This window comes from Paenibacillus mellifer, assembly GCF_023195895.1.
Taxonomy (GTDB): Bacteria; Bacillota; Bacilli; order Paenibacillales; family Paenibacillaceae; genus Fontibacillus; species Fontibacillus mellifer.
Window position 1 is genome coordinate 1 of sequence record NZ_JALPRK010000003.1, and the last position, 25,635, is coordinate 25,635.

At 54.8% G+C, this 25,635-nt stretch carries 20 protein-coding genes; 6 read left to right on the forward strand and 14 right to left on the reverse strand.

Annotated elements, in window-relative coordinates; translation table 11 throughout:
- Positions 1-422 precede the first annotated feature (422 nt).
- Positions 423-1,574 carry a family 8 glycosyl hydrolase gene (locus M0651_RS04375; RefSeq protein ID WP_248550631.1) on the reverse strand — a complete coding sequence of 384 codons (1,152 nt, stop codon included), beginning with the start codon at positions 1,572-1,574 and terminating at the stop codon, positions 423-425.
- 275 nt (positions 1,575-1,849) lie between these two features.
- On the opposite strand from M0651_RS04375, the gene M0651_RS04380 reads away from it, so the two are divergent.
- The 4 genes from M0651_RS04380 to M0651_RS04395 all read left to right on the forward strand — a co-directional run bounded on the left by M0651_RS04380 (position 1,850) and on the right by M0651_RS04395 (position 5,310).
- The gene (locus tag M0651_RS04380; RefSeq protein WP_248550632.1) at positions 1,850-2,533 is read left to right on the forward strand and encodes a GntR family transcriptional regulator; all 684 of its coding nucleotides are present in this window, start codon (positions 1,850-1,852) and stop codon (positions 2,531-2,533) included.
- Between the two features lie 33 nt (positions 2,534-2,566).
- Entirely contained in the window at positions 2,567-3,640 is a 1,074-nt protein-coding gene (uxuA, locus tag M0651_RS04385; protein ID WP_248550633.1) for a mannonate dehydratase, read from the forward strand.
- A gap of 46 nt (positions 3,641-3,686) precedes the next feature.
- Entirely contained in the window at positions 3,687-4,541 is an 855-nt protein-coding gene (locus M0651_RS04390; protein WP_248550634.1) for an SDR family oxidoreductase, read from the forward strand.
- A 136-nt stretch (positions 4,542-4,677) separates the two neighbouring features.
- Positions 4,678-5,310 (forward strand): polysaccharide deacetylase family protein, encoded by a 633-nt coding sequence (locus M0651_RS04395; RefSeq protein WP_248550635.1) that lies wholly within the window; start codon positions 4,678-4,680, stop codon positions 5,308-5,310.
- A 369-nt stretch (positions 5,311-5,679) separates the two neighbouring features.
- Here M0651_RS04395 and cobA read toward each other — a convergent pair whose 3' ends face one another.
- Genes cobA through nirB form a run of 4 tightly spaced genes read right to left on the reverse strand, consistent with a single transcriptional unit; the run spans position 5,680 to position 10,148 of the window.
- Positions 5,680-6,453 (reverse strand): uroporphyrinogen-III C-methyltransferase, encoded by a 774-nt coding sequence (gene cobA / locus M0651_RS04400; RefSeq protein WP_248550636.1) that lies wholly within the window; start codon positions 6,451-6,453, stop codon positions 5,680-5,682.
- Complete coding sequence (locus tag M0651_RS04405) at positions 6,450-7,331, reverse strand: formate/nitrite transporter family protein (protein WP_248550637.1); 882 nt, start codon at positions 7,329-7,331, stop codon at positions 6,450-6,452. The genes cobA and M0651_RS04405 overlap by 4 nt, the downstream gene beginning before the upstream one ends.
- 40 nt (positions 7,332-7,371) lie before the next feature.
- Positions 7,372-7,686 (reverse strand): nitrite reductase small subunit NirD, encoded by a 315-nt coding sequence (nirD, locus tag M0651_RS04410; RefSeq protein WP_248550638.1) that lies wholly within the window; start codon positions 7,684-7,686, stop codon positions 7,372-7,374.
- Positions 7,687-7,709: 23 nt separating this feature from the next.
- The gene (nirB, locus tag M0651_RS04415; RefSeq protein ID WP_248550639.1) at positions 7,710-10,148 is read right to left on the reverse strand and encodes a nitrite reductase large subunit NirB; all 2,439 of its coding nucleotides are present in this window, start codon (positions 10,146-10,148) and stop codon (positions 7,710-7,712) included.
- 460 nt (positions 10,149-10,608) lie between these two features.
- On the opposite strand from nirB, the gene M0651_RS04420 reads away from it, so the two are divergent.
- A complete protein-coding gene (locus tag M0651_RS04420) occupies positions 10,609-11,214 on the forward strand; it encodes an ANTAR domain-containing response regulator (RefSeq protein ID WP_248550640.1) in 606 nt (201 codons plus the stop codon).
- 62 nt (positions 11,215-11,276) lie between these two features.
- On the forward strand, positions 11,277-12,356 hold the full coding sequence (locus tag M0651_RS04425; RefSeq protein ID WP_248550641.1) for an anthranilate phosphoribosyltransferase: 1,080 nt from the start codon (positions 11,277-11,279) through the stop codon (positions 12,354-12,356).
- Positions 12,357-12,641: 285 nt separating this feature from the next.
- Here M0651_RS04425 and M0651_RS04430 read toward each other — a convergent pair whose 3' ends face one another.
- The 9 genes from M0651_RS04430 to M0651_RS04470 form a co-directional block, all read right to left on the reverse strand.
- Positions 12,642-13,625 carry an aldo/keto reductase gene (locus M0651_RS04430; protein ID WP_248550642.1) on the reverse strand — a complete coding sequence of 328 codons (984 nt, stop codon included), beginning with the start codon at positions 13,623-13,625 and terminating at the stop codon, positions 12,642-12,644.
- Between the two features lie 147 nt (positions 13,626-13,772).
- Positions 13,773-15,845 (reverse strand): alpha-glucuronidase family glycosyl hydrolase, encoded by a 2,073-nt coding sequence (locus M0651_RS04435; RefSeq protein ID WP_248550643.1) that lies wholly within the window; start codon positions 15,843-15,845, stop codon positions 13,773-13,775.
- Positions 15,842-16,864, reverse strand: coding sequence for an endo-1,4-beta-xylanase (locus M0651_RS04440; protein WP_248550644.1), 1,023 nt, complete (start codon positions 16,862-16,864; stop codon positions 15,842-15,844). The genes M0651_RS04435 and M0651_RS04440 overlap by 4 nt, the downstream gene beginning before the upstream one ends.
- Positions 16,865-16,900: 36 nt before the next feature.
- On the reverse strand, positions 16,901-18,445 hold the full coding sequence (locus M0651_RS04445; protein ID WP_248550645.1) for a glycoside hydrolase family 43 protein: 1,545 nt from the start codon (positions 18,443-18,445) through the stop codon (positions 16,901-16,903).
- Positions 18,445-19,404, reverse strand: coding sequence for a carbohydrate ABC transporter permease (locus M0651_RS04450; RefSeq protein WP_248550646.1), 960 nt, complete (start codon positions 19,402-19,404; stop codon positions 18,445-18,447). The genes M0651_RS04445 and M0651_RS04450 overlap by 1 nt, the downstream gene beginning before the upstream one ends.
- 2 nt (positions 19,405-19,406) lie before the next feature.
- Entirely contained in the window at positions 19,407-20,372 is a 966-nt protein-coding gene (locus M0651_RS04455; protein ID WP_248550647.1) for an ABC transporter permease, read from the reverse strand.
- Between the two features lie 78 nt (positions 20,373-20,450).
- Positions 20,451-22,157 (reverse strand): type 2 periplasmic-binding domain-containing protein, encoded by a 1,707-nt coding sequence (locus tag M0651_RS04460; RefSeq protein ID WP_248550648.1) that lies wholly within the window; start codon positions 22,155-22,157, stop codon positions 20,451-20,453.
- A gap of 128 nt (positions 22,158-22,285) precedes the next feature.
- Positions 22,286-23,815 carry a response regulator transcription factor gene (locus M0651_RS04465; RefSeq protein ID WP_248550649.1) on the reverse strand — a complete coding sequence of 510 codons (1,530 nt, stop codon included), beginning with the start codon at positions 23,813-23,815 and terminating at the stop codon, positions 22,286-22,288.
- A gap of 2 nt (positions 23,816-23,817) precedes the next feature.
- A complete protein-coding gene (locus tag M0651_RS04470; RefSeq protein ID WP_248550650.1) occupies positions 23,818-25,635 on the reverse strand; it encodes a sensor histidine kinase in 1,818 nt (605 codons plus the stop codon).

Consider the following 25,635-nt stretch of genomic DNA (forward strand, 5'->3'; position numbering starts at 1 on the left):
AATTAGGGGGCTTTATAGAAAAGTTGCAGTTTTTACAACATTATTCGATATAAGTTGGTTCAGCCAGCAAAATGATGCACATTTTACAACATTTCGCCGAGAACCGACGAATTCCTCAGATTACGTGAGCCGCGGGAGTCATCCGGGCTCGCGTTTTTTTGCATCGCGAGAACTGTAACGGACCGTAATGACGTTATTTTCTTGTTACCCGACTATTTCCCATGCTAACGGACCCTGATGCCCTTATTTGGCCCCCAACCGTGGTGAACAAGGAAGAATACGTCGAATTACGTCTTCTCGGTCCGTTAGCATCCGAAATCCTCCGGAATCAACGAAATAACGGCTCTGGAGTCCGTTACTACTTTAACCGCGCCTCGTTAAGTAGTTTACGGGATCCGCCTGAAAAATTTGCAGGCATCCCATCACGCCTCCTCACCCTGCGGCATCCAAATCCGGTAGTTCCCGCTGAGCGCCAGCAGCGCAAACAGGTACAGGCAATTATCGTAATAGCGGCGCTCCCCCGTTCGAACCGGGGTGTTCCAGAACAGCTCGACGCTCGCCTTAGCTTGGGGACCTTCGGCCGCAAGTGAGGCCATCGCGTTCGTGGCGAGCAAGCCGACCGGGTGCAGCGCCGGTTCATGAAACGGCTCGCCCGATATCGTGTAGCGGCGGTAATCCTCCGGCTCCTTATCGGCGAAGAACGTCTGAATTTTACCGGCTGTTTCCCGCTGCCAAGGATCGGCGGCAAACCACTCCCAGTCGAGGCCCAGGTTAGCCGCTACCCGATAGGCATCGCTATAGAAGTGGCCAAACCCCCGCTCATTATTGGGCGTTCCATCGTAGTAGGCATACTCCGGCGCAAGCCCCGTAACCGGGTGGCACGAGAGGTGGAGGTATTGTCGGCTCGCCTCAGCCGCTTCCTTCCAGAACGAACGGTCCTCCGGATAAGCCCACAACGCAAACAACTCGTAGAAATGGGGGAGATGGTAGGAAGGATCGGAGAACTCACAATTCGGGATAAACTTAATCAGCTTGTTCTCCGGGTTCCACATGGGGTAACCTACCCCGTCCGCTCCTTGATGCAAGCAGGTACGCAGCAAGTCCCGCGCCTGAGTACCGTAGTCAAACGGCGCTTCGCGATCGCCCCAGCGATGGGACGCAAACAGCAGCGCCAGCGCAAAATACTCCTCACCGTCGGGCGCCGGTCCATTGGATAGACGCTTCCCATCCGGTGCGCAAGACCAAGCGAAGTATCCGGCATTTTCCCCTTCGGTCATGTACATATAGGTCTTCGTCCACTTCCACAGCCGATCGAACACGTCCTGGCGGTCGTACTGAACCGCCATCATCATCCCGTAAGACATGCCCTCCGTTCGCACGTCGAGGTTCCCCGTATCCAACATATACCCCATATCCTCGCCGGAAGGATAATAGAAGCGTGTCTCCTCGTCCCCTTCAAATAATTGCTTCCACGTTTCGTCCAATCTGCGCTGAACCGCACCTTCCCCATAGCCGTACTCCGCCAGTAAATTCCGATAGTTTCCGGTAACGTATGCTCCTTGACGCTCCGTCATCGCTTCACCGTCCCTCCTCAGTTCCTGCTTGTTTTATCGTGATATTAACGTAAACGTAACACGCCTGCCCCGGGGGATTCCATGTGCATTTCGCGCTTTTATTTATCCAAATCGAGCCTAACAACCAAGCGGATGTATGCGCATTCAAGGGATTGCGTGATTCGATGAATTTTTGCTTGCAAACCCCAGGGTTCCATACTACCATACAAGTATGGTAGATGAGTAAATTGAGGTAGAGTAACAGCAAGACCTAAACCTAGAAAGGAGGTGACGGAATGAGTGACAAATGGCTGACGCAGCCGGGGTCCGCGGGGAACTCGGTTTACGCGAAGCTGAAGGAGCAGATCGTCACGCTGGAGCTGCCGCCGGGAACAACGCTATCTGAAAAAGAGATGTCCCTCGCCTTTCAAGTCAGCCGCACTCCGGTTCGAGAAAGCTTCGTGCGGCTGGCGCAAGAAGGTCTAGTGGTCGTCCTGCCCCAGCGTGGCACGCGCGTATCCTTGATCGATCCCGAGCTGGTGGAGGAAGCGCGCTTTATGCGGGAACAGCTGGAACGAGCCGTGATCCGGCTCGCCTGCGAACGGTTCCCAGAGGAGGCGCTGGCCGCGCTGGCCGACAACCTCGGCCGCCAGCAGGACAGCATTCGCCAGCACGATAATCACGAGATGTTTGCGCTGGATGAGGAGTTCCATCGCATTCTGTTCGCCGGCTGCCGTAAGCTGGGCACTTGGGATGTCATCCAGCAGATGAACGCCCATCTCAACCGGACGCGTGTCTTGTGGCTGACGACCGACCCGCATTGGGAGAATCTTTACAATCAGCATCAAGCGATGGTTGAGACGATCGGTAGCGGTGATGCTAACCGGGCTGATCAGCTAATGATGGAGCATTTGCAGCTCAGCATCTCCAATTTGCCGGTGCTGCAGGAGCGGTATCCGGACTATTTTAAGCAAGGTTAAAAGGTTCCCAAAACAAAGATAGGCGGTGAAGGTATGCGGATGACATTTCGCTGGTTCGGCGAAGGCAATGACACGGTAACGCTGGATCAAATCAAGCAAATCCCCAGCGTGGAAGGCCTCGTATGGTCGCTGCACGACGTGCCTGCAGGGGAAGAATGGCCGATGGACAAAATTGAAGAGGTGAAGCGGCAAGCGGACCGTTACGGTTTTCACCTGGATGTCGTGGAAAGCATTAACGTACACGAGGACATTAAGCTCGGCTTGCCCTCGCGTGACCAGTATATCGAAAACTATAAGCGGACCATCGAGAAGGTGGCCCAGGTTGGCGTGAAGGTGATTTGCTACAACTTCATGCCGATCTTCGACTGGCTGCGTACCGATTTACATAAGGCATCGGGGGATGGTTCGACGGCGTTGTTTTATGAAAAAGCTCGTATTCACAATATCGATCCCTTCGAGCTGGTGCGAGTCATTAACCAAAACAGCACGCTGACGATGCCCGGTTGGGAACCGGAACGGCTCGCGCAATTAACCTCCCTTTTCGAGGCGTATCGAAGCGTTACAGAAGAGGATCTGTGGCGCAATCTGGAATATTTCCTGAAGGAGATCGTTCCGGTGGCCGAGCAGCACGGGATCCAAATGGCCATTCATCCAGATGATCCGCCGTGGTCGATCTTTGGCCTGCCGCGTATCATCACGAGTCAGCAGAACCTGCGCCGCTTCCTGAAGCTGGTTGACAGCCCCGCCAACGGAATCACATTGTGCAGCGGATCGCTTGGGGCCAATCCGGACAACGATATCATCGGCATGATCCATGAATTCCATGACCGGATCCCGTTTGCCCATATCCGCAATGTGCGCGTATTCGACAACGGCGATTTCATGGAAACGTCGCACCGGACGCAAGACGGTACCGTCGATATCGCGGGCATCGTCAAAGCGTATTATGACACCGGCTTCACGGGGTATGCCCGTCCCGACCACGGCCGCCATATTTGGGGCGAGGAGTGCCGACCGGGGTACGGCTTGTACGACCGGGCACTTGGCATCATGTATTTATGGGGCTTGTGGGACGCGTATGCCAAGCAAGCCGCGAAACCGAACTAATCTCAACTCATCCCTCATTAATGGTGAAAAAGGAGTGAAACATCCGATGAGCAATATGCCAGTACATCCGGCTTTAGCCGGCAAAACCGCGGTCATTACCGGAGGAGCCGGGGTTTTGTGCCGGGCAATGGCCCACGAGCTGGGCCGCCAAGGGGCGAAGGTGGCGGTCTTGAACCGCACGCTCGCCAAAGGTGAAGCCGTGGTGGACCAAATTCGCACCGACGGCGGCACAGCGGCCGCATTCGCTTGCGACGTGACGGACGCCGAAAGCGTAAAGGCGGCGGAGGCGGCCGTTCGGGAGCTTTTTGGCCCATGCGATATACTCGTTAACGGAGCCGGCGGCAACAATGCCAGCGCCAATACGACGAACGAGATTTTTCGGACGGAGGATGTCGCCAATCCCGACGTCACCAGTTTCTTTGATCTCAGCATCCCCGGGGTTCGCGGCGTTCTCGACTTAAACTTCACCGGGACGTTGATCCCGACGCAAGTGTTCGCCAAAGAAATGATCGGGCGTCCTGGCGCGACGATTATCAACATCTCCTCCATGAGCTCCTATAGCCCGATGACGAAGGTTCCCGCCTACAGCGCGGCCAAAGCGGCGATCAACAACCTGACGCAGTGGCTGGCCGTGCATTTGGCAGAATCCGGGATCCGGGTGAATTCGGTGGCGCCGGGATTTTTTCTGACAGAACAAAATCGCAATTTGCTGACGAACTCGGACGGGTCCCTAACCGAACGCTCGAATAAAATCATCACCCATACCCCGATGCGCCGCTTCGGCGTGCCGGAGGATTTACTAGGCACACTATTGTGGCTGGCGGACACCGAGACCTCCGGCTTCGTGACCGGAACGGTGATCCCGGTCGACGGCGGATTCATGGCTTATTCTGGAGTCTAAGCCAGCGGCGCTTACGCTCCTGCGGAACCTTGCCCGGCGCCCCGCCGCTACAAGCTCAAGCTTGCCTCGACGGGGGAAGGTGGACAACAACGAGAGTATGTATCCGAGTGGCTACTGTAAAGGAGAGGTATACGACATGTCTAGTTATCAAGTAATCGATGAAGTTCCCGTCCGGGAAAAAGCCGTCGCCTTCACGTTCGACGACGGCCCTAACCCGCTGTATACCCCGCAGGTCCTGAAAATCTTCCAGGAGGTGCAGGGGAAAGCAACCTTCTTTATGATCGGCACACAGATCGAAAAAAGCTTAGAAACCGCAAGGGCCGTTCACGAGCAAGGCCATGAGATCGGCAACCACACTTACACGCACCCGCACCTGCCCGAGCTTAGTGCGGACGAATGCCGCCGGGAATTGCAACTGACGGAGGAGCTGATCCGGCAAGTGACCGGGGCAAAGCCAAAGGTCTACCGCCCGCCTTATCTCGATACCTCAGAGGAGGTTGCTGCGATCACCGCTGGAGAATTCGGTTACCCCGCGATCGGAGCGGTTAACGGAGCGGCGACAGACTGGGAAATGCCCGGTGTCACGCATATTGTGGAAAAGACGCGGGAGCAGCTCCGCCCAGGCAGCATCCTGTTGTTCCATGACGGCTTCGACGACCGCTCCCAAACGGTTGAAGCCGTGCGAATCCTGGCTGCCGAGTTGACGGTCGCCGGGTATCGGCTGGTCACGGTCAGCGAGCTGCTCGCGTTGAGCGAGGCAGATTCATAAGTTGCAATAGTTAGTCTTACCGCAAAAAGGCCATCAGGACTGCGCCGATGAAGCGCTCCTTTTGGCCTTTTCTTCATCCAGCGTGCTTAGCGAGAAAGAACCTGCCTGCGAGATGCAAAAGTGCAGGCGAATATTGTCAAACGTACCTAGTAACCCTCGATCAAATGCGAAAGTACAGTTCATTTTGCCACCACACCCCCATTTACCCTCAAAAGCCACTCATTCAAATGCACTTTTACACTTCATTCGGCGAAAAAGCAGATTTCCCTCGAATTCAACTGCATTATTGCAGTTGAGCCGCAGTCGAAGGGCGGTGGAAATCGGAGGGCAGTCGAATGGGACTTACGTACCGCCCACGTCCCCACCATCTCACGACCCATAATACACTTCCGCCTGGTGTTCGAATTGCTGCAGCTGCTCGCGGACGCGTACGACCTCGCCGACGAGGATGAGTGCCGGGTTGCTGAGCTTCACGGCGGCAGCCAGTTTATGCATGTCGTCCAAGGTGCAGATGAACGTGCGCTGCTTGCGGGTCGTGCCGCTTTCGATCAACGCGACAGGCGTCTGGGCCGCTTTGCCATGGCGGAGCAACTCGCTGCGGATGGCGGCGATCTGGCTGACGCCCATGTAGATCGCCAGCGTGTCGACGCCTTGCGCCAGCAGGTCCCAGCGAATCGGCTGGCGATCGCCGTGGCAGCGGGTGCCGGTTACGCAGGCGAAGGAGGCGGCCGCCCCGCGATGCGTCAGCGGCACTCCGGCGGAGGCCGCCGCGCCAAGCGCTGACGTGATGCCGGGAATCACCTCATAAGGGATTCCCGCTGCGGCCAGCGCCAACGCTTCTTCTCCGCCTCGCCCGAAGACGAAGGGGTCGCCGCCTTTCAGGCGTACCACCCGCTTTCCTTCCAAGGCGTATCCAACCAGACGCCGGTGGATGTCCTCCTGCGGCATCGCATGGCGTCCCGGCGCCTTGCCGCAGTACACCAGCTCCGCGCAGGGGCCGGCGTAAGCCAGCAGCTCTTCGCTGATGAGGCGGTCGTACAGGACGACCTCGGCCTCGCGCAGCCGTTTCATTGCCTTAACCGTGATCAGTTCAGAGTCACCAGGCCCCGCTCCAACAATACTTACCGTTCCAGGCCCCTTCATAAGCGCTCCCCCGCCACGGACAACACGCGCCCTTCTGGCTCAGCCATTTCCGCAACAGTCACCCGTGACACTTCCCCACTACGCCGCAAGCGTAATCTACCCTTTTGCGCGACATACAACATCAATCCGGTAAACACGACCCCGCCCAGGAAGTTGCCGATCAAGACGGGAATCTGGTTCCACAACCACCAATCCGCGAAGCTGACGTTCGCCCCCAGCAGCATCCCCAACGGGATCACGAACATATTGACCACGGCATGCTCGAACCCCTGCGCGAAAAAGATCAGAATCGGCAGCCACATCGCTGCGATTTTGCCAAGCGTAGATTTCGAGGTCATCGCCATCACCACGCCAAGCGTCACCATCCAGTTGCACAGGACCGCCTTGATGATCACCAGCGCCAATCCGCTGCCGCCTAGATGCTTGTAAGCCAGCGTCTTCGCTTCGCTCGTCTGGATCAGCGTCTGCACGAGCGGATGGGTCAGGTCTGTCCCCATTTTCGTGATCGTCAGACCATACAAAATCGCATAAACGGCGCAGCCGATCAAATGCCCCAGAATCACCCAGCCGAAGCTCGACAGCATCCTTGTCAATGAAACACGGCGTTCCAGCACGGCCAATGGGATAAGCGCGAAACTACCTGTGACAAGCTCTAATCCCAGCAGTACGATGATCACGAATCCCACGGGGAAAACCACCGCCCCCACAAGCCCCAGCGAGGTTTGCTGCGTTGCGGTTAACGCCAACGTCGTGGCGAAGGCAAGGATCGCTCCGCCCAAAAAACCCTTCACCAGCAGTTGTAGGATGCTGAGGTTGGCTTTATTTTCACCCGTCTCAATCATGGTTCCAAGTACTTCTCCTGGTTTGACGTAATCCATGGTTCGTCCACTCCCTTATCTGCGGCGGTATCTCTGTACGCTACAGCGAAATATAGATAACTCCGGTCGTTTCATCCACTTCAGTTTCGTAGACGGTTACCTCGCCATGATCGGGTTCTTGAACGCGCCCACTGTGCAGGTTGATCTTCCAATCATGCAGGGGACAATGCACGGCCGAACCGCACACCATCCCTTCCGATAATTTACCGCCTTTATGCGGACAGCGATTTTCGATCGCGTGGACACTACCGTCACTGAGGCGGAAGATGGCCACCTCTCTGCCTTCAATTATCACCGTCCGCGAGCCAAGCCGATCAATGTCGTCCAAACGGGCGACCTGAATTTTAGTAATCATAGCTTTCTCCCCCCTCGAAAAGATTACGAATTTTGCAATTGCACGTCTTGCAATGGTTCGAAGTTTTTGCGCAGCTCTTCGTTTTCGATGATTTCCTTCCAAGGGTCAGTCGTCCGGCTCAACGTATCTTCAATCCGGGCGGCCAGTGCCTGGCGTTCTTCGGCGTGCTCCAGCACAGCCTTGATGGCGTCCAGCCCTACCCGTTCAACCCACTGCGCGGTGCGTTCGTTCCAGTTCGCCTGTTCGCGGTAATGCTGCAGGAACCCCGCAGTCCACTCAAGGACTTCGTCTTCGGTTTTCACCACGCAGAGCAGATCCGCCGCACGTACCTTAACTCCGCCGTTACCGCCGACATGAATCTCCCATCCGCCGTCGATGGCGACGACACCCAGATCCTTGATCGTCGCTTCGGCGCAGTTCCGCGGGCAACCCGACACGGCCAGCTTCACTTTCCCCGGCGTATTCAGGCGCTCAAACGCCTTCTCCAACCGGATGCCCATTCCGATGGAATCCTGGGTACCGAACCGGCAAAAGGTCGATCCGACACAGGTCTTCACCGTCCGCAACGCTTTGCTGTACGCATGGCCGGACGCCATATCGAGCTCCTCCCACACCTTCGGCAAATCCTCTTTCTTGACGCCGAGGAGGTCCAACCGCTGCCCGCCGGTGAACTTCACCATCGGGACGTCGTATTTCTCCGCGACCGCCGCGATTCGTTTGAGTTCAGCCGGGGAAGTCACACCGCCGTAGATCCGCGGCACGACGGAGAAGGTCCCGTCCTTCTGGATGTTCGCATGGTACCGTTCGTTGGCGAACCGGGACTCTTTTTCATCCACATATTCCGCCGGCCACAACATACCCAGATAGTAGTTCAACGCCGGGCGGCATTTGGAGCAACCCTCGGGTTCGCGCCATTCCAGCACGTTCATGACCTCGCGCACGCTCTTGAGCCCCATCTGCTTGATGCTTGCGACGATCTCGTCTCGGCCTAGCGGCGTACAGCCGCAAATGCCTTCTTTCGCGGTCTTGACATCGCCCTCCGCATACAAATGCAGCAGCCCTTCCACCAACGGTTTGCAGCCGCCGCAGGAGCCAGATGCTTTCGTGCACGCTTTGATCTCGCCTACGCTGGCGCAGCCGCCCTTCACCGCCTCGACGATCGTTCCTTTGGTGACGCCGTTGCAACCGCAGATGATTTCATCGTCGGCCATCGCCGCCAATCGGGCATTCGGGGAGGAGGCCCCTGCCCCCGCTTGCCCTGGAGCATATCCGAGCAGCAGTTCCTTCTCTTTCCCGGCCACGGATTCGCCGCTTTTGATCTTAGCGAACAACGAAGGGCCGTCCGTCGTATCCCCGAACAACACCGCACCGATCAGCCTGTCGTCCTGCAGGACGATTTTGCGATACGTGCCTTCCAGTTCGTCCTGAATGCGCAGCGAACGCGTGCCCGGAGTGTCATTGAAGTACCCTGCGGAAAATACATCTACCCCCGATACCTTCAACTTCGTGGAGGTCACGGACCCTTCGTACCCGGCCGTATCCGCACCGGCCAACCGTTTGGCCAGCACACTGCCTTGCTCGTAGAGCGGGGCGACCAGCCCATAAGCGATACCCCGATGCTCGGCGCATTCCCCAACGGCATAGACACCTGGCGCACTTGCCTCCAGATAGTCGTTTACGACGATCCCTCGTGCAACCTCCAGCCCCGCTTCTTTCGCCAGCTCAATGTTCGGTTTGATCCCAACGGCCATCACGACCAAATCGGCTTCCAGCCGACTTCCGTCCGCGAACTCCAACCCCTCGGCCCGCCGTCCGCCATAAATACTCGCCGTTTGCTTCTCCAGCAGGAACTTCATGCCCTGCGTCTCCAGCTCGCGCTTTAGCATCCGCGACGCCGGTTCGTCAAGCTGGCGTTCCATCAAATAAGGATGGATATGCACGACCGATACATCCATACCGAGATGCAGCAGACCGCGGGCGGCCTCGAGGCCCAGTAAGCCGCCGCCGATGACCGCGGCTTTCTTGTATTTGCGGGACGCCTCCATCATCAACTCGCAATCCTTGATGTCTCGAAACCCGATTACACCTTCTTTGCGTGCTCCGGGGATCGGTAAGATGAACGGGTTCGAGCCCGTAGCCAGAATCAGTGTGTCGTAACCGGCTTTCAATCCGGACGCCGACACGACCGTGCGCTCCTTCGTATCGATCTGTACGACCGCATCGCCTAGATGCAGCCGGATTTTATTCTCCTCGTACCAGGCCAAATCGTTGATGACGATCTCCTTCATGTCGGCCCCTCCCGCAAGCACCGAGGACAACATAATTCGGTTGTAGTTCGGATGCGGCTCTGCGCCAAAAACCGTAATTTCATACGCTTCCGGAGCCAGCTTCAGCACATGCTCCACGGTTCGCATCCCCGCCATCCCATTTCCGATCAGCACTATTTTTTTCTTTCGGTTCATCTCCATCTCCCCTTTCTCGAATCGCGAAAAACACAAAAAGCCCGTCTCGCCCCCGGAAAGACGCACTTTATGCGTTTATCCATGGGTTGCGAAGACAGGCTCCATTGCCGCTTCTTGCAGGCACCTCATTGTGCCGGCATTCCTAATATGGAATTTGAATGACATCAATTTGAATCCAGCGTTTGATTGTCATTTACTATATAAGAGGATCTTAATGATGTCAATATATATTACATAAAATTGAGTAATCGAAATTTTTAATGTAAGTTAATGTGACATATGTATTGATTTTTCAGAAAAAAGGCGAGAAAATACATTTATCCCTTTAAATTTGAAATGTGATGTCAGATTTTCTTTCTCAGTAAATACTACTGCCACACTTATTCCTTTATCGCTTTAAAGCTGAACACCCGCTTGGATCTGGAAACACACCGTTATGGATAGGAGGGATCACCTCTCGATGCGCTTCTTAATGGTCATTCGCGAAGCCGTATTACCCGGGTCTGCTCCGGCGGATCCCTTGAAGTCTTTGGCCTTGGCTGAACCCGAAGCCCTCCTCAAAACGAGCGGGTATCAGGTCCTCGCCTCCTGCCAGGAGCCGCTGATCCGCAAGCGGATTAAGGAAGTTGACGCCGCGGTGCTGGATATGCCGATCGAGGGCATCCAACATTGGGGCGCGCTGCTGCTCAAGTGGAGGCCGCTCCCGCTCTTGTGGTGGTGCAGCCCCGATACGGCAAGCTCTTCGCTGGAGGCATGCGAAACCGAAGTCCCCGTCGACGGCCTGCTATCCCCGTCCATGACCGCGTCAGAGCTGCATTGGGCGCTTCACTTCAGCGCCAAGCACTTCTTCGAACGCCGGACGTGGCAGGATGAACGGGCCCAACTGGTTTCACGGTTGGAGGAGAGGAAGTGGATCGACATGGCCAAGAGCATCTTGTGCGACGTCAACAAAGTGTCCGAAGCCGAAGCTTATGATCTGCTGCGCAAGCGGGCGATGAACGAACGCAAACGGATGGTGGATGTGGCGACTTCGGTTGTCAAAGCCCACCAGCAACTAAAGTTTTGAGCGGATTCTCGATGCGAAACACTTGAACTTTTAATTTGCTTACAAATAAAGGAGGGGTCCCGATGACGATGACAGAAATCCTGAAGGAAGTAGGCCGAGGGAAGCGAGGCGCCCGTGACTTGACTTACGAGGAGGCCAGCGCGGCAGCCGAGCTGATGATCGGAGGCCAAGCGACAGCGGCGCAAATCGGCGCCTTCTTCATGGCGCAGCGGATCAAGCTGGAGAGTGTTGAGGAGCTGAAGGCGTTCGTAACCACCTTCCGTAAGCATGCCCATCGCTCGCCGATTCCGCAAGGATTGGACTGCGCCGGACCGTATGACGGTCGAACCACCTCCTTTATGGCGACGTTCGCCACCTCCTTCCTGTTGGCAGCTGGGGGATTGCCCGTCACCCTGCACGGCACCCCGTCGCTCCCGCCGAAGTGGGGGGTGACCTTAACCGATCTGCTTGGCGAGTTAGGCGTCGACAGCCGGTTAATGGAATGGGCACCGGCCGCACGTCCGGCCGACTTCGCCGGGGTCCGCTTCGTGCCAGCGGAGGTCTGGTGCCCGCCGCTCGCGAAGCTGCGCCCGATCCGCGAGGAGCTGGGCTTGCGGACGATTCTGAATACGATCGAGAAGCTGCTGGACTTCAGTGATTCGCCTTATTTGGTATACGGCGTATACCACAACACGGTGTTCGACCGGATGGCCCAGCTTATCGAGCAGTTGGATTACCGGAGGGCATTGATCGTTCAAGGCGCTCAGGGCTCGGAGGATCTGTTTATTGACCGCCCGACGCGTACCTATGTGGTGGGAGGCGGCGAAGCTAGACTTCACCTGATCGATCCGGAAACCTACGGTTTAGATACCCCGTTGCCGGAGGAGGACGATATATCCTGGACTGTGACCAAGCAGCTCCAGGTCACCGAACAAGTACTGCAAGGCCAGGCTCATCCGGCTTACGTGAATCAGGTGCTGCTGAACGGGGCGGTTCGCCTGGAACTTGCCGGGCGCGTCGATTCTGTCGAGGAAGGCATCTATACCTGCAAAGCGCTGCTGGACGACGGCAGCCCGTGGGCGACTTACTGCAGCTGGCGCGATACCCTGCGCCGGGAGCAGGCCGCGGCCACGGAGCGTGCAAAAGCCCCCCATCAAGCCTGATTACAGGCCGATGGGAGGCTTCTCTATAGCTATGGTCGAAATAGCGGTGAATTTTCACCTTATTTCGTTGTACTTGGTCCAGTGGCCAAAAATAGCACCATAAAATCACCCTATTCCTGGAAAAGTGCCCATAATACGGCCACAACCAGTAAATAAGGTGATTTTGTACCTCTATTGGGGCCGCCGATTGGGGAATCGAGCAAAATAAGACCCATTCTTCACCTTATTTCGCGGCCCATCCGTTCACCGAGCGGTCCAGCACCAGGCACCAGGCATGCCCCAGTATCAGTACGCCCCGCGAATATGCTGAGCCACTTCGTTCTGGTAGAACGCGGCCAACCGCATCAACTCCGCTTCGCTGAACGAAGGCACGTTGATCGCACCGAGGTTGTCCTCGACTTGACGCACGTTGCGGAAGCCAGGGATCACGCAGGTCACTTCCGGCTGATCGAGAATCCAACGCATCGCCGCGCGGGCCATGTCGCCGCGCCCTTCGGCGATCCAGTCCAGCTGTGCCGCCAGTTCGACGCCTTTGGTGAACGGCAAGCCCGCAAACGTCTCGCCGACGTTAAATTGCTCGCCGTTGGCGTTAAAGCTGCGGTGATCATCCGCCGCAAACGTCGTGTCCGGCTTGAATTTGCCGGTCAGCAGGCCGCTGGCCAGCGGAAGCCGCACAAGGATGCCAACGCCGGCTTCCTGCGCCTTCGGCAGCAGCTGCGTCAGCGGCTTTTGGCGGAACAGGTTCAGAATCACCTGCAACGCTTTAACCCCGGGAACGCCAAGGCAGAATAAGCCTTCCTCCACCGTCTCTACACTAACGCCATAGTGGCGGATTTTGCCTTCAGCCTGCAGCTTGTCCAGCACCTCAAACACCCGGCCGTCCTTCAGCACGGACAACGGCGGGCAATGGATTTGGTACAGGTCGATACGCTCGCGCTCCAGCCGTTTCAGACTGGCTTCGCAGTAAGCCCGAACCCGCGCTTCCGAATACGTCTCGAGGTCATGAATATCGCCGGCGCGACAAAATTTCGTTGCGATATGAATGTCGTCCTCCTTCCCTTTGGTCGCTTTGGCGAGCAGCTGCTCCGCATGCCCGTCGCCGTACACGTCCGCCGTATCGAAGAAATTGACGCCTTCTCCAATCGCTTTATCCAAGCCTTTCAAGGCTTCATCATCATTGGTATTCCCCCAGCTTCCGCCGATGGCCCATGTGCCAAAGCTGACTTCGCTGACTTGCAGTCCCGTATTTCCAAGCTCCCGATATTTCATCGGTCTTCCCTCCTAAGGTTTGGTGGTGTCTAAGTCTCCAATAGGTTCTACTCGCTTCAAAAGAGGCCCTTCAACAGAAGGACCTCTTTCTATATTACACCGAAAACGCCCGTAGAATAAAGCGTTTCCCTTTTTTCGATTCTCCGCTTAGTAAATCGTTCTTCCCCGTTCGTCCGGTACCCCGGATTTGCGGTAAAAATAAGTGTTGACGACGTCGCGCCAATGCTTGGCATGTTCGGCCTGTTCGGCCAGTCGGTTTGCCACCGCGGCATGTCGCCGTGGATCTACCCGATCCCGAAGCGCCGGCGCAGCCCAGGTATGCATCAGTTCCTCCGCCGCCTCAGCTCCGGCAAAGTGAGTGTCATAGATATGCTGAATCACCGTTTTTCCGGAATGCAGCCGGTAACTGTAAGGTACGTGATGGAAGAACAGCAGCAGCTCGTCCGGGCATTTCTCCAGCGAATCGTACATTTCCTTGTTTGGGCTAAAATACTGCGACGTATATCCCGTCCCCTTGGCTATCGTCCGATCGACCCCCATTCCGTCCCGGTCGGCAAAATGATACGTTCCCCAGCGTGAATACTCATACCCGTCGACATCCGGCCCGTAGTGGTAGTGCGGCACGACCATCCAGCCCACGCCAAGCGGTGCGGTGTAATTCTCATAGATCGACCAAGAGGCCATCAGCATCTCACGAATCGGGTGGGTCACCTCCGGATGGTCGCCGAAGGTTAAGTCGGCCCATTCCTCAGCAATCCTCTCCGCGGAGAGCTCCGGATCCCAGGTCAGGCGACCGTAACCGTACAAATTGGCCTGGGCCAACGGATGTCCGGTCCAACTTTCGTCATCACCGATGTTGGATACCGCCGCCACGCCGCTGTACTTCATGCCAAACAACGATCCGTCCACGACATGCTTCACCTCTGCCCCCGCGTCCGCCGCATGGGTGTTGAAATCCAGCACCTGCTTCCACTGCGGGACCAGATAACACAGATGGCGCTGCTGTCCGGTGTATTCCTGCGTGATCTGGAATTCGATCATTTGGTTCGTCTGCTGCATCGCTCCAAACAGTGGAGATACCGGCTCCCGCACCTGAAAATCCATCGGGCCGTTCTTGATTTGCAGCAGTACGTTATCGTGGAATCTCCCGTCCAGCGGCTTGAAATGGTCATATGCGGCGCGGGCCCGATCTGTTGAACGGTCTCGCCAATCCTGCATGCAGTTGTAGACGAAGCAGCGCCAAATCACCAGTCCGCCGAACGGAGCCATAGCTTCCGCCAGCATGTTCGCGCCGTCGGCATGATCCCTTCCGTAAGCGAACGGACCCGGACGATGCTCGGAATCCGCCTTGACCACGAATCCGCCGAAATCCGGGATATGCCGGTAGATCCGGGTCGCGGCTTCCGCCCACCACTGACGAACTCCCTCATCTAACGGATCGGACGTGTCCAAATCACCCAGGGATAGCGGCGCCGCAAAATTGATGCTCAGGAACAACGCGATCCCATAGTCGCGAAACACTTCGGCCACGCGGGCCACCTCTGGCAAGTATTCCTCGGTGACCCATCGTGTCTCCCGTTCATGCACATTCACGTTATTGATCGAGATCGCATTGATCCCCACCGAAGCGAGCAATCGCGCATAATCGCGAACCCGCTGCAAATCCCGGACGATTTCGCCTTCCCGGTAAAAGATCGATGCCCCCGCATATCCGCGCTCGATCGAACCGTCGGCATCATCCCATTGGTTGATCATCCGCAGTTGGTTTGCCGGTTGTTCCTCGGTGACCAGACGAACCGGCTCCCAGCCCCGCGAAATCCCGAACAGCAAACGGAATACGCCATACAACACGCCGCTCGCGGAGGTGCCGTCCAGCTCCATCCGCTCTGTCCCGTCCGCCGAAACCCATCTCAACGCAAATGCATCCCGCCCGGTATCCCATCTCGGTACCTCATGCGCAAGCCCGGACACGGGCTCCGCTGCTGTACGCAACACAAGGCAAGAGCCCTCCTGCGGAAGCTCATTCAACACCTCCGGTTGGATTCCCAGCATCGCCTGCAAACCATTTATCAACTCAGCGACCGCCGTGCTCAATACCCTGGCGTGCTGCTCCCCTTTGACAACGATACGCCCCAGCAGTCGACGGTACGTGTCAAAGGGGTCGCCTTCCGGCTTCCTTTCATCCTGCAGCCATGCTTTATATAACGTGCTGTCGTTCATGAACGTATCTCCTTTGCCAGGGTTGCTACGCGGTCAAACGCCGGCTTTGGATGATGCGCCATATCGAATAGAAACGGCCAGTTCTTCCGTCCGCGGACCGGGAAATCGTCCAGCCAAGTGTAATCGTCCGCCGCCCCCCAGAAGGTCACCCCGCTGATCACCTCACGATACTCCATCAGCAACCGGAACACCGCCTCATAACGTTCTGCTTGAAGTTCCAGCATGGCAGGCTCAGGAGAGGTCAAATCGGTTCGGCGCTCCTCGAAGCGAAACATCGAGACATCCAGTTCGGTTAGTTGCAGCTGCAGTCCCAAGGAAGCATATTTCTCGATCGCCACCCGGATCTCATCCAGCGACGGGTCGTATAAATTCCAGTGGGCCTGCAAGCCGATGCCATGAATCGGCACCCCTTGCTCCAGCAGCGATTGGACGAGCGTGTAAATCTTATCGCGCTTGTGTGGGTTGGATTCGTTGTAATCGTTATAGAACAACAGCGCCTGCGGATCGGCCTCATGCGCATATTCAAACGCTTTGGCGATAAAATCGGAGCCTGCGATTTCCGTCCACTTCGAGGTGCGCAGCAGCGCCTCCCCCTCGTCCGCAATCACCTCGTTGACGACGTCCCAAGCGTAGATGTCGTTCTTGTACCGGCCCACCACGGTGTGAATATGCTCCCGAACCCGCCGCAGCAGCACCTCCTTGCTTACCGTCCCGCCTTGGGAATCCTGAAACAGCCAATCTGACGTCTGGTTGTGCCATACCAGCGTATGTCCCCGCATGGCCATGCCGTGCTCTCGTGCGAATTCAACCAGCCGATCCGCAGCTTCAAACGTATACGTCTGCTCCTCGGGATGCACGCTGACGAATTTCATTTCGTTTTCCGCAGTAATACTGTTAAAATGATAAGCCAGCAAGGAATCCTGCGTCCGGATCGTTGCCGGATTGACCGCTGCACCGATTTTGAAATCGTCTGCGAACAATTGTTTTAATGCCGGTTCGGCCCTAAATCTCTGATTCATATCTCGCTCGCTACCTCCTCCCTGCATCCTGCGTCATTACCGGATGTCAAACCAATCGAAGCAAGCCGGAGCCGCACATGCCGCACCGTTGCCCGACGCGTATAAACCAACCACTACGCCGGTAAAGCACATCTTCTGGACATAATCCTCAGGAGACAAAGCTAACGCAGTCTCTGAAGCCAATTCGGTCCACTGCCGGCCGTCCAAGGAATAACAAAGCGTGTACTTGCTCTCGTCCGAGCGGATCTTCAAATGCACCGCGTCCGTATACACCGGCACGATGACCGCAATTCGTGTCTCCCCGCGGACGGTCACACGGGCAACGACCTTGTTCTGACCGTCGTCCCTAGTTAGAAACACCTCGTAGTGAGCAGCCTCATCTCGACGAGCACATAAACCGGCTTCTTCGCCATCCTGGATCCCCTTGAATTGCAACAAGGTACTCCATTCTGCTTGGACACGCTGCTGCCTTCTGCCAACGAAAGCGACCGGAGCCACGTCGTTCAACCCCGCAGCCTGCCCGCGTAAAGTCAGCCAGCCCGGCCGTTCGCCCAGCGACCAGCTGTCCTCCGCCGGATTGCGAAGGAACGTCCAGGCCGGCGAAAGCGTATCCCGATCGAAATCATCTTTTTCCGCCAATAAGGGTTCCCCGGCATTCTCGGCTCCACTCCCCGGCACCCGCGGCACGCTCATTTGGAGCTGGACCAAACCTTCGTTGTTGTCGATCATCGGCCAGCCATCTGCGCTCCAAGTAACCGGAGCAAGGAAGGTTTCCCGTCCCAGCACGCTATAACCCGAACCAACTAACCGCACCCCAAGAAATACGGCCCACCAATCGCCGTTCGGGTCTACAATCAGGTCGGCATGACCGAGATATTGAATCGGATGCTCGAGGCTGCGGTGAGTTAAGATCGGCTCCGGGTACAGCTCAAACGGTCCATATGGGCTGGTGCCGCGGCCGATGATTTCCCGATGGTCCTTGGCCGTACCGCCTGAGGCGGTCATGATGTAATACATGCCGCGAATCTTGTACAAATGCGGCCCTTCCGTCCAAGGCCCGCCGTCGCCGTGCCAAATAACTACCGGCTCACTTAACGCTTCCCCGGTCGCAATATCGATTTCATATTGGATCGCGTGTGAATCATAATCTGCGCCTTGCTGCGCCGTCACGTAAACCTTCCCGTCCTCATCGAAGAACAGCGACGGGTCGATCCCGCCATACGGGATGCGGATCGGATCGGACCAAGGGCCTGCGGGATCGGTGGCCGTGACATAAAAATTACCGATCCCCCGCACATCCGTCGTGATCATGTAGAACACGCCGTCATGATGGCGAATCGTTGTCGCATAGATGCCGTCCGAGCTTAACCGATCCCGAAGATCCAATTGACTTGGCCGGTCCAGCACATGGCCGATCTGTTCCCAATGGATTAAATCCCGGCTGTGGAAGATCGGTACGCCGGGGAAATATTCAAACGAACTGTTCACCAAATAAAAATCATCCCCGGCCCGAGTGATGCTCGGGTCGGGGTAAAATCCGGGTAGAATCGGATTCGTGTAAGAGACTGGGGATTTCACCATTATTCTTTGACACTCCCTACGTTAAGTCCTACAACGAAATATTTCTGCATGAATGGATACACAAGCAGGATCGGAACAGATGCGACGACGGTGACCGCCGCTCGGATGGATAACGGAGTTACCCTCGCCGCAGCCGTATCTTGGGTCATACCCACCCCTGCCGCAACGGCCGGGTTACTGTTCGCGTTCATACTGGAAGACAACAACTTCATGAGTTCGTATTGCAAGGTGCTGAGCTCCTGTCTCGACGAGGTGTAGATAAAAGCGTCAAACCAGGAATTCCAGGCTCCAACGGCAACGAACAAAGCGATTGTAGCCAATACCGGCTTACAAAGCGGGAAAATAATGGTCCAGAAGATTTTGAAATCGCCCGCGCCGTCAATTCTTGCCGACTCAACCAAACTTTCAGGAATCGTCCCGATGTAAGTTCGGATGACAATCAAGTTAAACGCACTGATCATCGAAGGCAGGACGTAAACCAGGAAGTTATTGAGCAAATGCAGGTCCTTCATCAGGAAGTACCCCGGAATCAAACCGGCGTTAAAATACATCGTCAAGACAAAGATCGTCGTAATCGGTTTGCGGAATACGTATTCCCGCCGGCTTAACGTATAAGCCAGCATCGTCGTCAGAAAGATATTCAAGATCGTCGACAATACCGTTCTCGCTACCGAGATTAGGAATGCATCATAGATGGTGCCGGATACGAAAACCGCTTTGTAGTTCTGCAGCGTAAACTCTCTCGGCCACAGGTAGATCCCGCCGCGGATCGTGTCATTTCCAGCATTCAAGGATACGACAATCGTGTTCAAGAAAGGATATAGGGTGACAATGACCAGGAAAATCATGAAAATCGTATTAATTGTATTAAAAAGAATCGGCTCTATCCGGCTTCTTCCTACTCTTCGATTGAATGCAGCAGCAGATACTCGCTCTGGGCTGATCGATTGGTTCGCCATCTCTATAACAACCTCTCTTCCCCTAGTCGCTTCGCCATCCAGTTCGCGAGGAGCAGCATGGTTATGCTAACGACCGTTTTGAATATACCGCCGGCGGTTGCCAGTGAGTAGTTGCCTTGAGCAATCCCGTATTTCAGAACGAAGATATCGATCGTTTCCGCCCAGTCGACGACCAGACCGTTACCAAGCAGGTACTGAACTTCGAAGCCAGCTTCCAGGATATGACCGATGGACATGATCAGCAGAATGACGATCGTTGGTTTAATGCCGGGAAGCGTGACATGGAACATTTTCCGGTAACGGCTCGCTCCGTCAATATCCGCGGCTTCATAAAGGGCTGGGTCGATCGCGGCCATGGCGGCCAAATAAATGATTGTATTCCAGCCAACCTCTTTCCAGACGTGGGAAGCGCCAACGACACCCCAGAAATATTTGCCTTCGCTTAACCATAAAATGGGTTCCTTGATCAAATGCAGCTTCATCAAGACATCGTTGATAATCCCGTCCGAAGCAAGGGACGTCGCGACGATCCCGGTAACGATGATCCAGGACAAAAAGTGCGGAAGATAAGAAATCGTTTGAACGGTTCTTTTCCAAAAGATTTTTTTGATTTCATTTAGCAGTAGAGCCAGAATAATCGCGGTTACAAAACCTAGCACCAGGTTGATGAAACCCATTGCCACTGTATTGCGCAGCACCCGGAGGAAGCTGTCATCCGTAAACAGAAATTTGAACTGCTTGAAGCCGATCCATTCCTGCTGAGCAAAGCTCCTTGCTGGTTTGTAATTTTGGAATGCCATCGTCCAGCCCCATACCGGGTAATAAGCAAATAATATGATATAAGCCAATAACGGGACCGACATAAAGATCAACTGCCGCTGACTCTTGACAAGGGACCAGGTTATTTGCTGTTTTTTTCTTTTTTTTGCTTTCGGGACGACGCGTTCCTTCGTTAAGGTTTCATCCATAATTGTTCTCCCCACAAAGCCTATTTTTTCGGAGAATGGAAGGCTCAACGCCTTCCATTCTCCGATTTAATAAATACCTTATTTCACTGTCCAGCTGTCGATTCTCCATTTCAGCACTTCATTGATGCGGTCTTCGTAAGCTTTGATGTTGAGTTTACCGATCTCCCCGGTATACTCAGACCAAACCTTGTCGAAGTCGGCCGGATTGGCCAAAATAGCTTTAGGCAGATATTTCGTAGACAGATCGTTTTGTTTGGTGTTGACAATCTTGGCATCGGAGCCTTCCACCAAGTCAGCGGACCATGCCGGGTAAGAAACCTCGTTTTCCGGAGCTGGGGTGAAGAAGTCAACATAGCTGTTGTAGCCGTAGGCTGCCAGGAAGTTCTTGTCGTATTCTTCCAAACCTGCTTGGTATTCTTCAGGTTGTGCGGCCGCATCGGTCGCATTACCGTCGCTGAAATAGCCTTCCATTTTCGGACTGAATTTGTGAAGTGCATCCGCTTTATTAGCCAACTTCCAGGTAGCATCCGTAAACTTGTCACGTTGATCCTGGGTTTTCATGAAGCGGCCTTCTTCGGTGACGATGTAGTCTTCGCCCTCAATACCCCAGGACATGACTTTTTGCCAATCTTCCTGAATCAGGCGGTCCCACATCTTGAGAATTTGGATCGCTTTCTCTTCGCCGGCATTGACGCTGATACCGAAGCCGTTGTTCAGATTCAGCGCTGGGCGGTCCAAATAGTGGTCCGTGATACTTGTATCATAGACCAGCGGTAAGCCAACATAAGTTCTTTCGTGATTTTTCGCGGTAATCAACACGTTCTCGGCGTCTTGGAAGTTCCAGTGCTGGTCAAACATCCCGAGTACGGTACCGCTGGAAAGTTTAGCCATATATTGGTCGTAGTTTTGCGTAAACGTTTCTTTGTCGATCAAACCTTGCGCGTTGACTTCGTTCAGCTTTTGATAATATTGCTTCGCAATATCTTTATCCGCAAAGATTTCGGCTTTCCCGTCGTTAACGATAACGCCGCCGTCATTCGGATGGCCGACCAGATGCTGAGGAGCATTGAACAAGCCCCAGTTTCTCCAGTCGTAGTTCAAAATTTCGAAACCGATCGTCGGGCTGCCGTTGATGGTCGGATTCTTTTCCTTGTACTTCGCGATCAGGTCAAAATATTCGTCAAGCGTTTTCACTTGCGGGTAACCGGCATCTGCCAGAACGGCCTTTTGAATCCAGAAAGCCGGTCCCGAATACCAGGTCGTGCTGACTTCCCCGTTATAAGCCCCGTAGTTCGGAAGAATGTAGATATGGCCGTCGTTCGGGTCCTTCATCATGTTCCAGTATTTTTCATAGTGCTTCTTCAAATTTGGAGCGTGTTCTTCGATGAGGTCTTCCAGTGGGATATAAGCGCCCGCCGCCGTCAATTTCGTATTGCCCGTCATGATATCGGGGAAATCGGAGCCTGCGATCATAACGCCGAGCTTTTGGTTGATGTCCCCGGCGAGGAATTCGAATTTGAACGTTGCGCCAAGCTCATCTTTGATCTTCTTGTAGACCTTGTTGTCGGCCGTCGGCTGCTGACCGGCTTCCCCGATGAATGCGGTAATTTCAAACGGTTCAACCTTATCCCCGGCGTTGTTTCCGGTTGTTGCTGCCTGATTGCCGGTGTTGTTGTCGGCTTTGGTAGCGTTGTTATTGCCCCCGCCGCATCCTGCAAGGATGACGCTGAGCGATAACAACAGAATCACGCTGAGCCGGAGCATTGATTTTGTCTTGCCCCCCATGTAAAGCACCTCCGTCATGATTTGTTGATGTTCAGGCGTTTTGTAAGCCCTTTCATCAACTTATCTTTATTGTAAAAGCGCTACCAAACCGTAACTAGTTCACAATTAAAGTTTTAACCTTCAAAATTTCAGTTCCTGTTTCTGTATTCATTAGGCGACATTTGTAATCTTCTCTCAAATTGCTTGAGGAATTGACCGTAGTTAGCATAACCGACCCGTTCGGCGACCTCGCCGTTATTCAAGGTTCCCTCCCGGAGCAGCTTCACGGCTTCTTCAATCCGCAGATTATGGATCATCTCGTTAAAATGAACGCCGTTTCTCTTCTGCAGCAGCTGGCCCAAATAGACCGGATGCAGGTAAAAGACCTCCGCCAATTTCTTTATCGTTAGCGTCTCGCGGAAATGCTCCCGAATATAGACGTTGATGTTCTGGACGACCCCTTGGGAACGCTGAGACTTGACTTCAAGGAGCAGATCGATGATCTCCTTACCCACGGAATGAATAAGGTCCACCAACTCCCGCATGGTACAGACGGCGGATGCCTTCCCGGGGATATCGTATCGACTCTGCAGCTCCGACGCCTTGTCCGGGAGTTCGTCCAAGTGCTCCAGCATCAGGTAGAACAAGTGAATCACGAATTTACGTACGATGTCCGGCGCAAGGGAATTCTCCCGGAAACGGTCTTCCGCTTGGGACAACCCTTCCTCCAAACCGGATTTGTCCAACAACTGCAGCGCTCCCATGATCCGATCCACGAGCTCCGTTTGATCGTACTGGCAGCGGAATGTGAACCCGGCTACATCACGGTATACCGTAATCCCGGCAAAGTCATCCGTATAAAAACGGTGGATCAATGCCGCCTGGGCCTGACGGTACGTTTCTGAAATTTCCAGCAGACTTTCCGCACCTGCTCCCACGGTTGCATAGGCTCCTAGAGTTCGGCATTGGTTCTCCAAATCCCTCATTCGAGCAAGGCCATCCGGGCCGTCTGCGTCAGGATCGAACCCGTATACCAATGCAAAGCTGCCGGATTCCAAGTCGATCAAATACATCGCTTCCCGCTCCTCGGCAAAAGCCGAGACCCCCTCTCGTGTCTCCGCAGAACTGCTGCTTCTGGGTTGGATGAAACAGACATTCCACGCCTTTCGAAGACTTGAAAGCGCATCGATCCGCTGGGTATCTCCGAGGAGGCTCGTCGGTTGATTCATCAGCGCTTTCAGCAAGTTAACCGTCTCCTCGTAGGAAGCGATGCGGTTGATGTGCTGACGCCCTCGTTCCTCCACCAGTTCTTGATAAATCGCCCCCAGTTCCTCGGCAGCCATCTCCTCGTCAATCGGCTTCAGCAAATACCGGGTAATGCCGAAGCGCAGGGCCTTTTGGGCGTATTGAAACTCGCTGTACCCGCTGACGATGGCAAAGCGGACCGGATGATTGTTTCGCTTCTGCCAGGTCTCGATCATTTCCAAGCCGTCCATCACCGGCATCCGCACATCCGTCACGACCAGATCCGGCTGCAATTTCTCGATCTGCGCCAGCGCCTCCGCACCGTTGCTGCTGGTCCCGCAAATATCGAAGCCGAGCTCTGGCCAGTTGATCCACAGCTGCATGCCTTCCAGCGCTGCCGGTTCATCATCCACCAGTAACACCTTGAATTTCATGCTTACCCCTCCCTGTCCATCTCTTCGTGGTGTTCGAGCAGTTTGACCGGAATTTCGAAGGACACTTCCGTTCCTTGCCCCGGTTTGCTGTTGATGTTGAATCGAACCTGGTCGTTGTAGTACAGCTCAAACCGACGATAAACATTGCGGATGCCAATACTGGTCCCGGAGGTGTTCTCACTTCGTACGGAGAGCAGCATTTCCCGCAGTTGTTCCGGTTCGATCCCTTTGCCGTTATCCGAAATAACGATGCACAGCCGACCATCGACCACGCGGGCTTTGACGGTGACGAGCCCCGTGCCTTGTACCGCCTGGATTCCATGCTTGCAGGCATTCTCCACCAGCGGCTGGATGCTCATCTTCGGAATTTTATAGTGAAGCGCCTCCTCCTCAATGTCAAAGATGTATTCGAATTTGTCACGGAAGCGGAATTTCTCGATTTTCAAATACATGTCGATAAACAGGATCTCTTCCTCCAGCGTGACCAGATCCTCCTTCCAGCGCAGCAGCCGGCGCAGCAGCCTGGACAAATTCTTAATGATGTCTGTCACGTCGGAATAATTGTTTTTCGTGCAGACGACCAAAATCGCGTTCAGGGTATTGAACAGGAAATGCGGGTTCATCTGGCTCTGCAAAAAGTTCAGTTCCGCCCGCACCCGCTCGGCCTCAAGGCTCTTCTGCTGAATCTCCAGCTTGTAAACATTGTTAATCAGCGCATTGATACGAGCGGTCATCATGTTGAAGTTACGGATCAAGCCGCCAACTTCATCGCGCCCTTCATCGATGTTGATCAGATCGAACTTCTCGTTGGTGACCTTCTGCATGTGGCGGGACAACCGCTTCACCCGGTAATGGTACGATCTCAGCATCACGTAGATGAATATGGACGTAAACAAGGTGATCGTAGCCGCGAGCATCCCAACGAACAACCTCATCTCAAACATAGACTTGGAGACTCTGGTTCCCTGCGGAATGCCGATTAGGCGCCAGCCCTTCACATATCTCGCATTACCGATGGCGACGGATTCCATGCCCTTCTCCTTATCCCCTGCAGACCATTCGAATTTGGGATAACCGGTACTTGTATCCTGCCTGTACCCGCTGTTCGCTGATACGATGATTTCGTCATTCCCGTTGACCAGGTACAGGTCGAGATAGTCCTGCTCCCGGACGATGGCATCGTAGATTTTGCTAAGGTCGATATCAATCCGCAGCAGCTTGTCGAACGTGTTATAGGAGTCATAGTAATCCATCTTCTCGATCACGCTGAAATAGGGTTCAGTATCGGACCGGTTGATGGCCTGGGCAGCACGATACGCAGCGACGACCACCGGGTCAGATGAATCCTCCCAAATTTGATACCAATCGCTGTCCTTCACCTCGTCATCGAGCAAATGATAGTTGCCACCAGGAACGATCGTCGGATTGGTCGTGTAGATCCCGATCCGCAGAATTTGGTTGTTGACCGGAATGTAGCTGGTGACCCGATTGCGCAGCTGCTCGTCAAACGTCTCATAGAAATCAAGCGGATCGGCGTACGTCTTTTCCATCTTCTCGTACAGCGTTTTATCTGTGTTCAGGGCATGGCTGACGGCCACCCCGCCGTCGATAAAATCAAGAATGTCCTTTCGGGCACGTTCCATGGAAATCTCCAGGTTCTGCTCTTCGCGCTCTTTGATGAAATCGGTCATCCGCCCCATAAACAGCAAGTTAATGACCAGAATCGGCAGCAGAACACCAATGAGGTAGATCAGCAAAAATTTTGTATTCAGCGGAATATCATTGATCTTGATCTTTCCCCGAAATCTCCATCTTCTCAT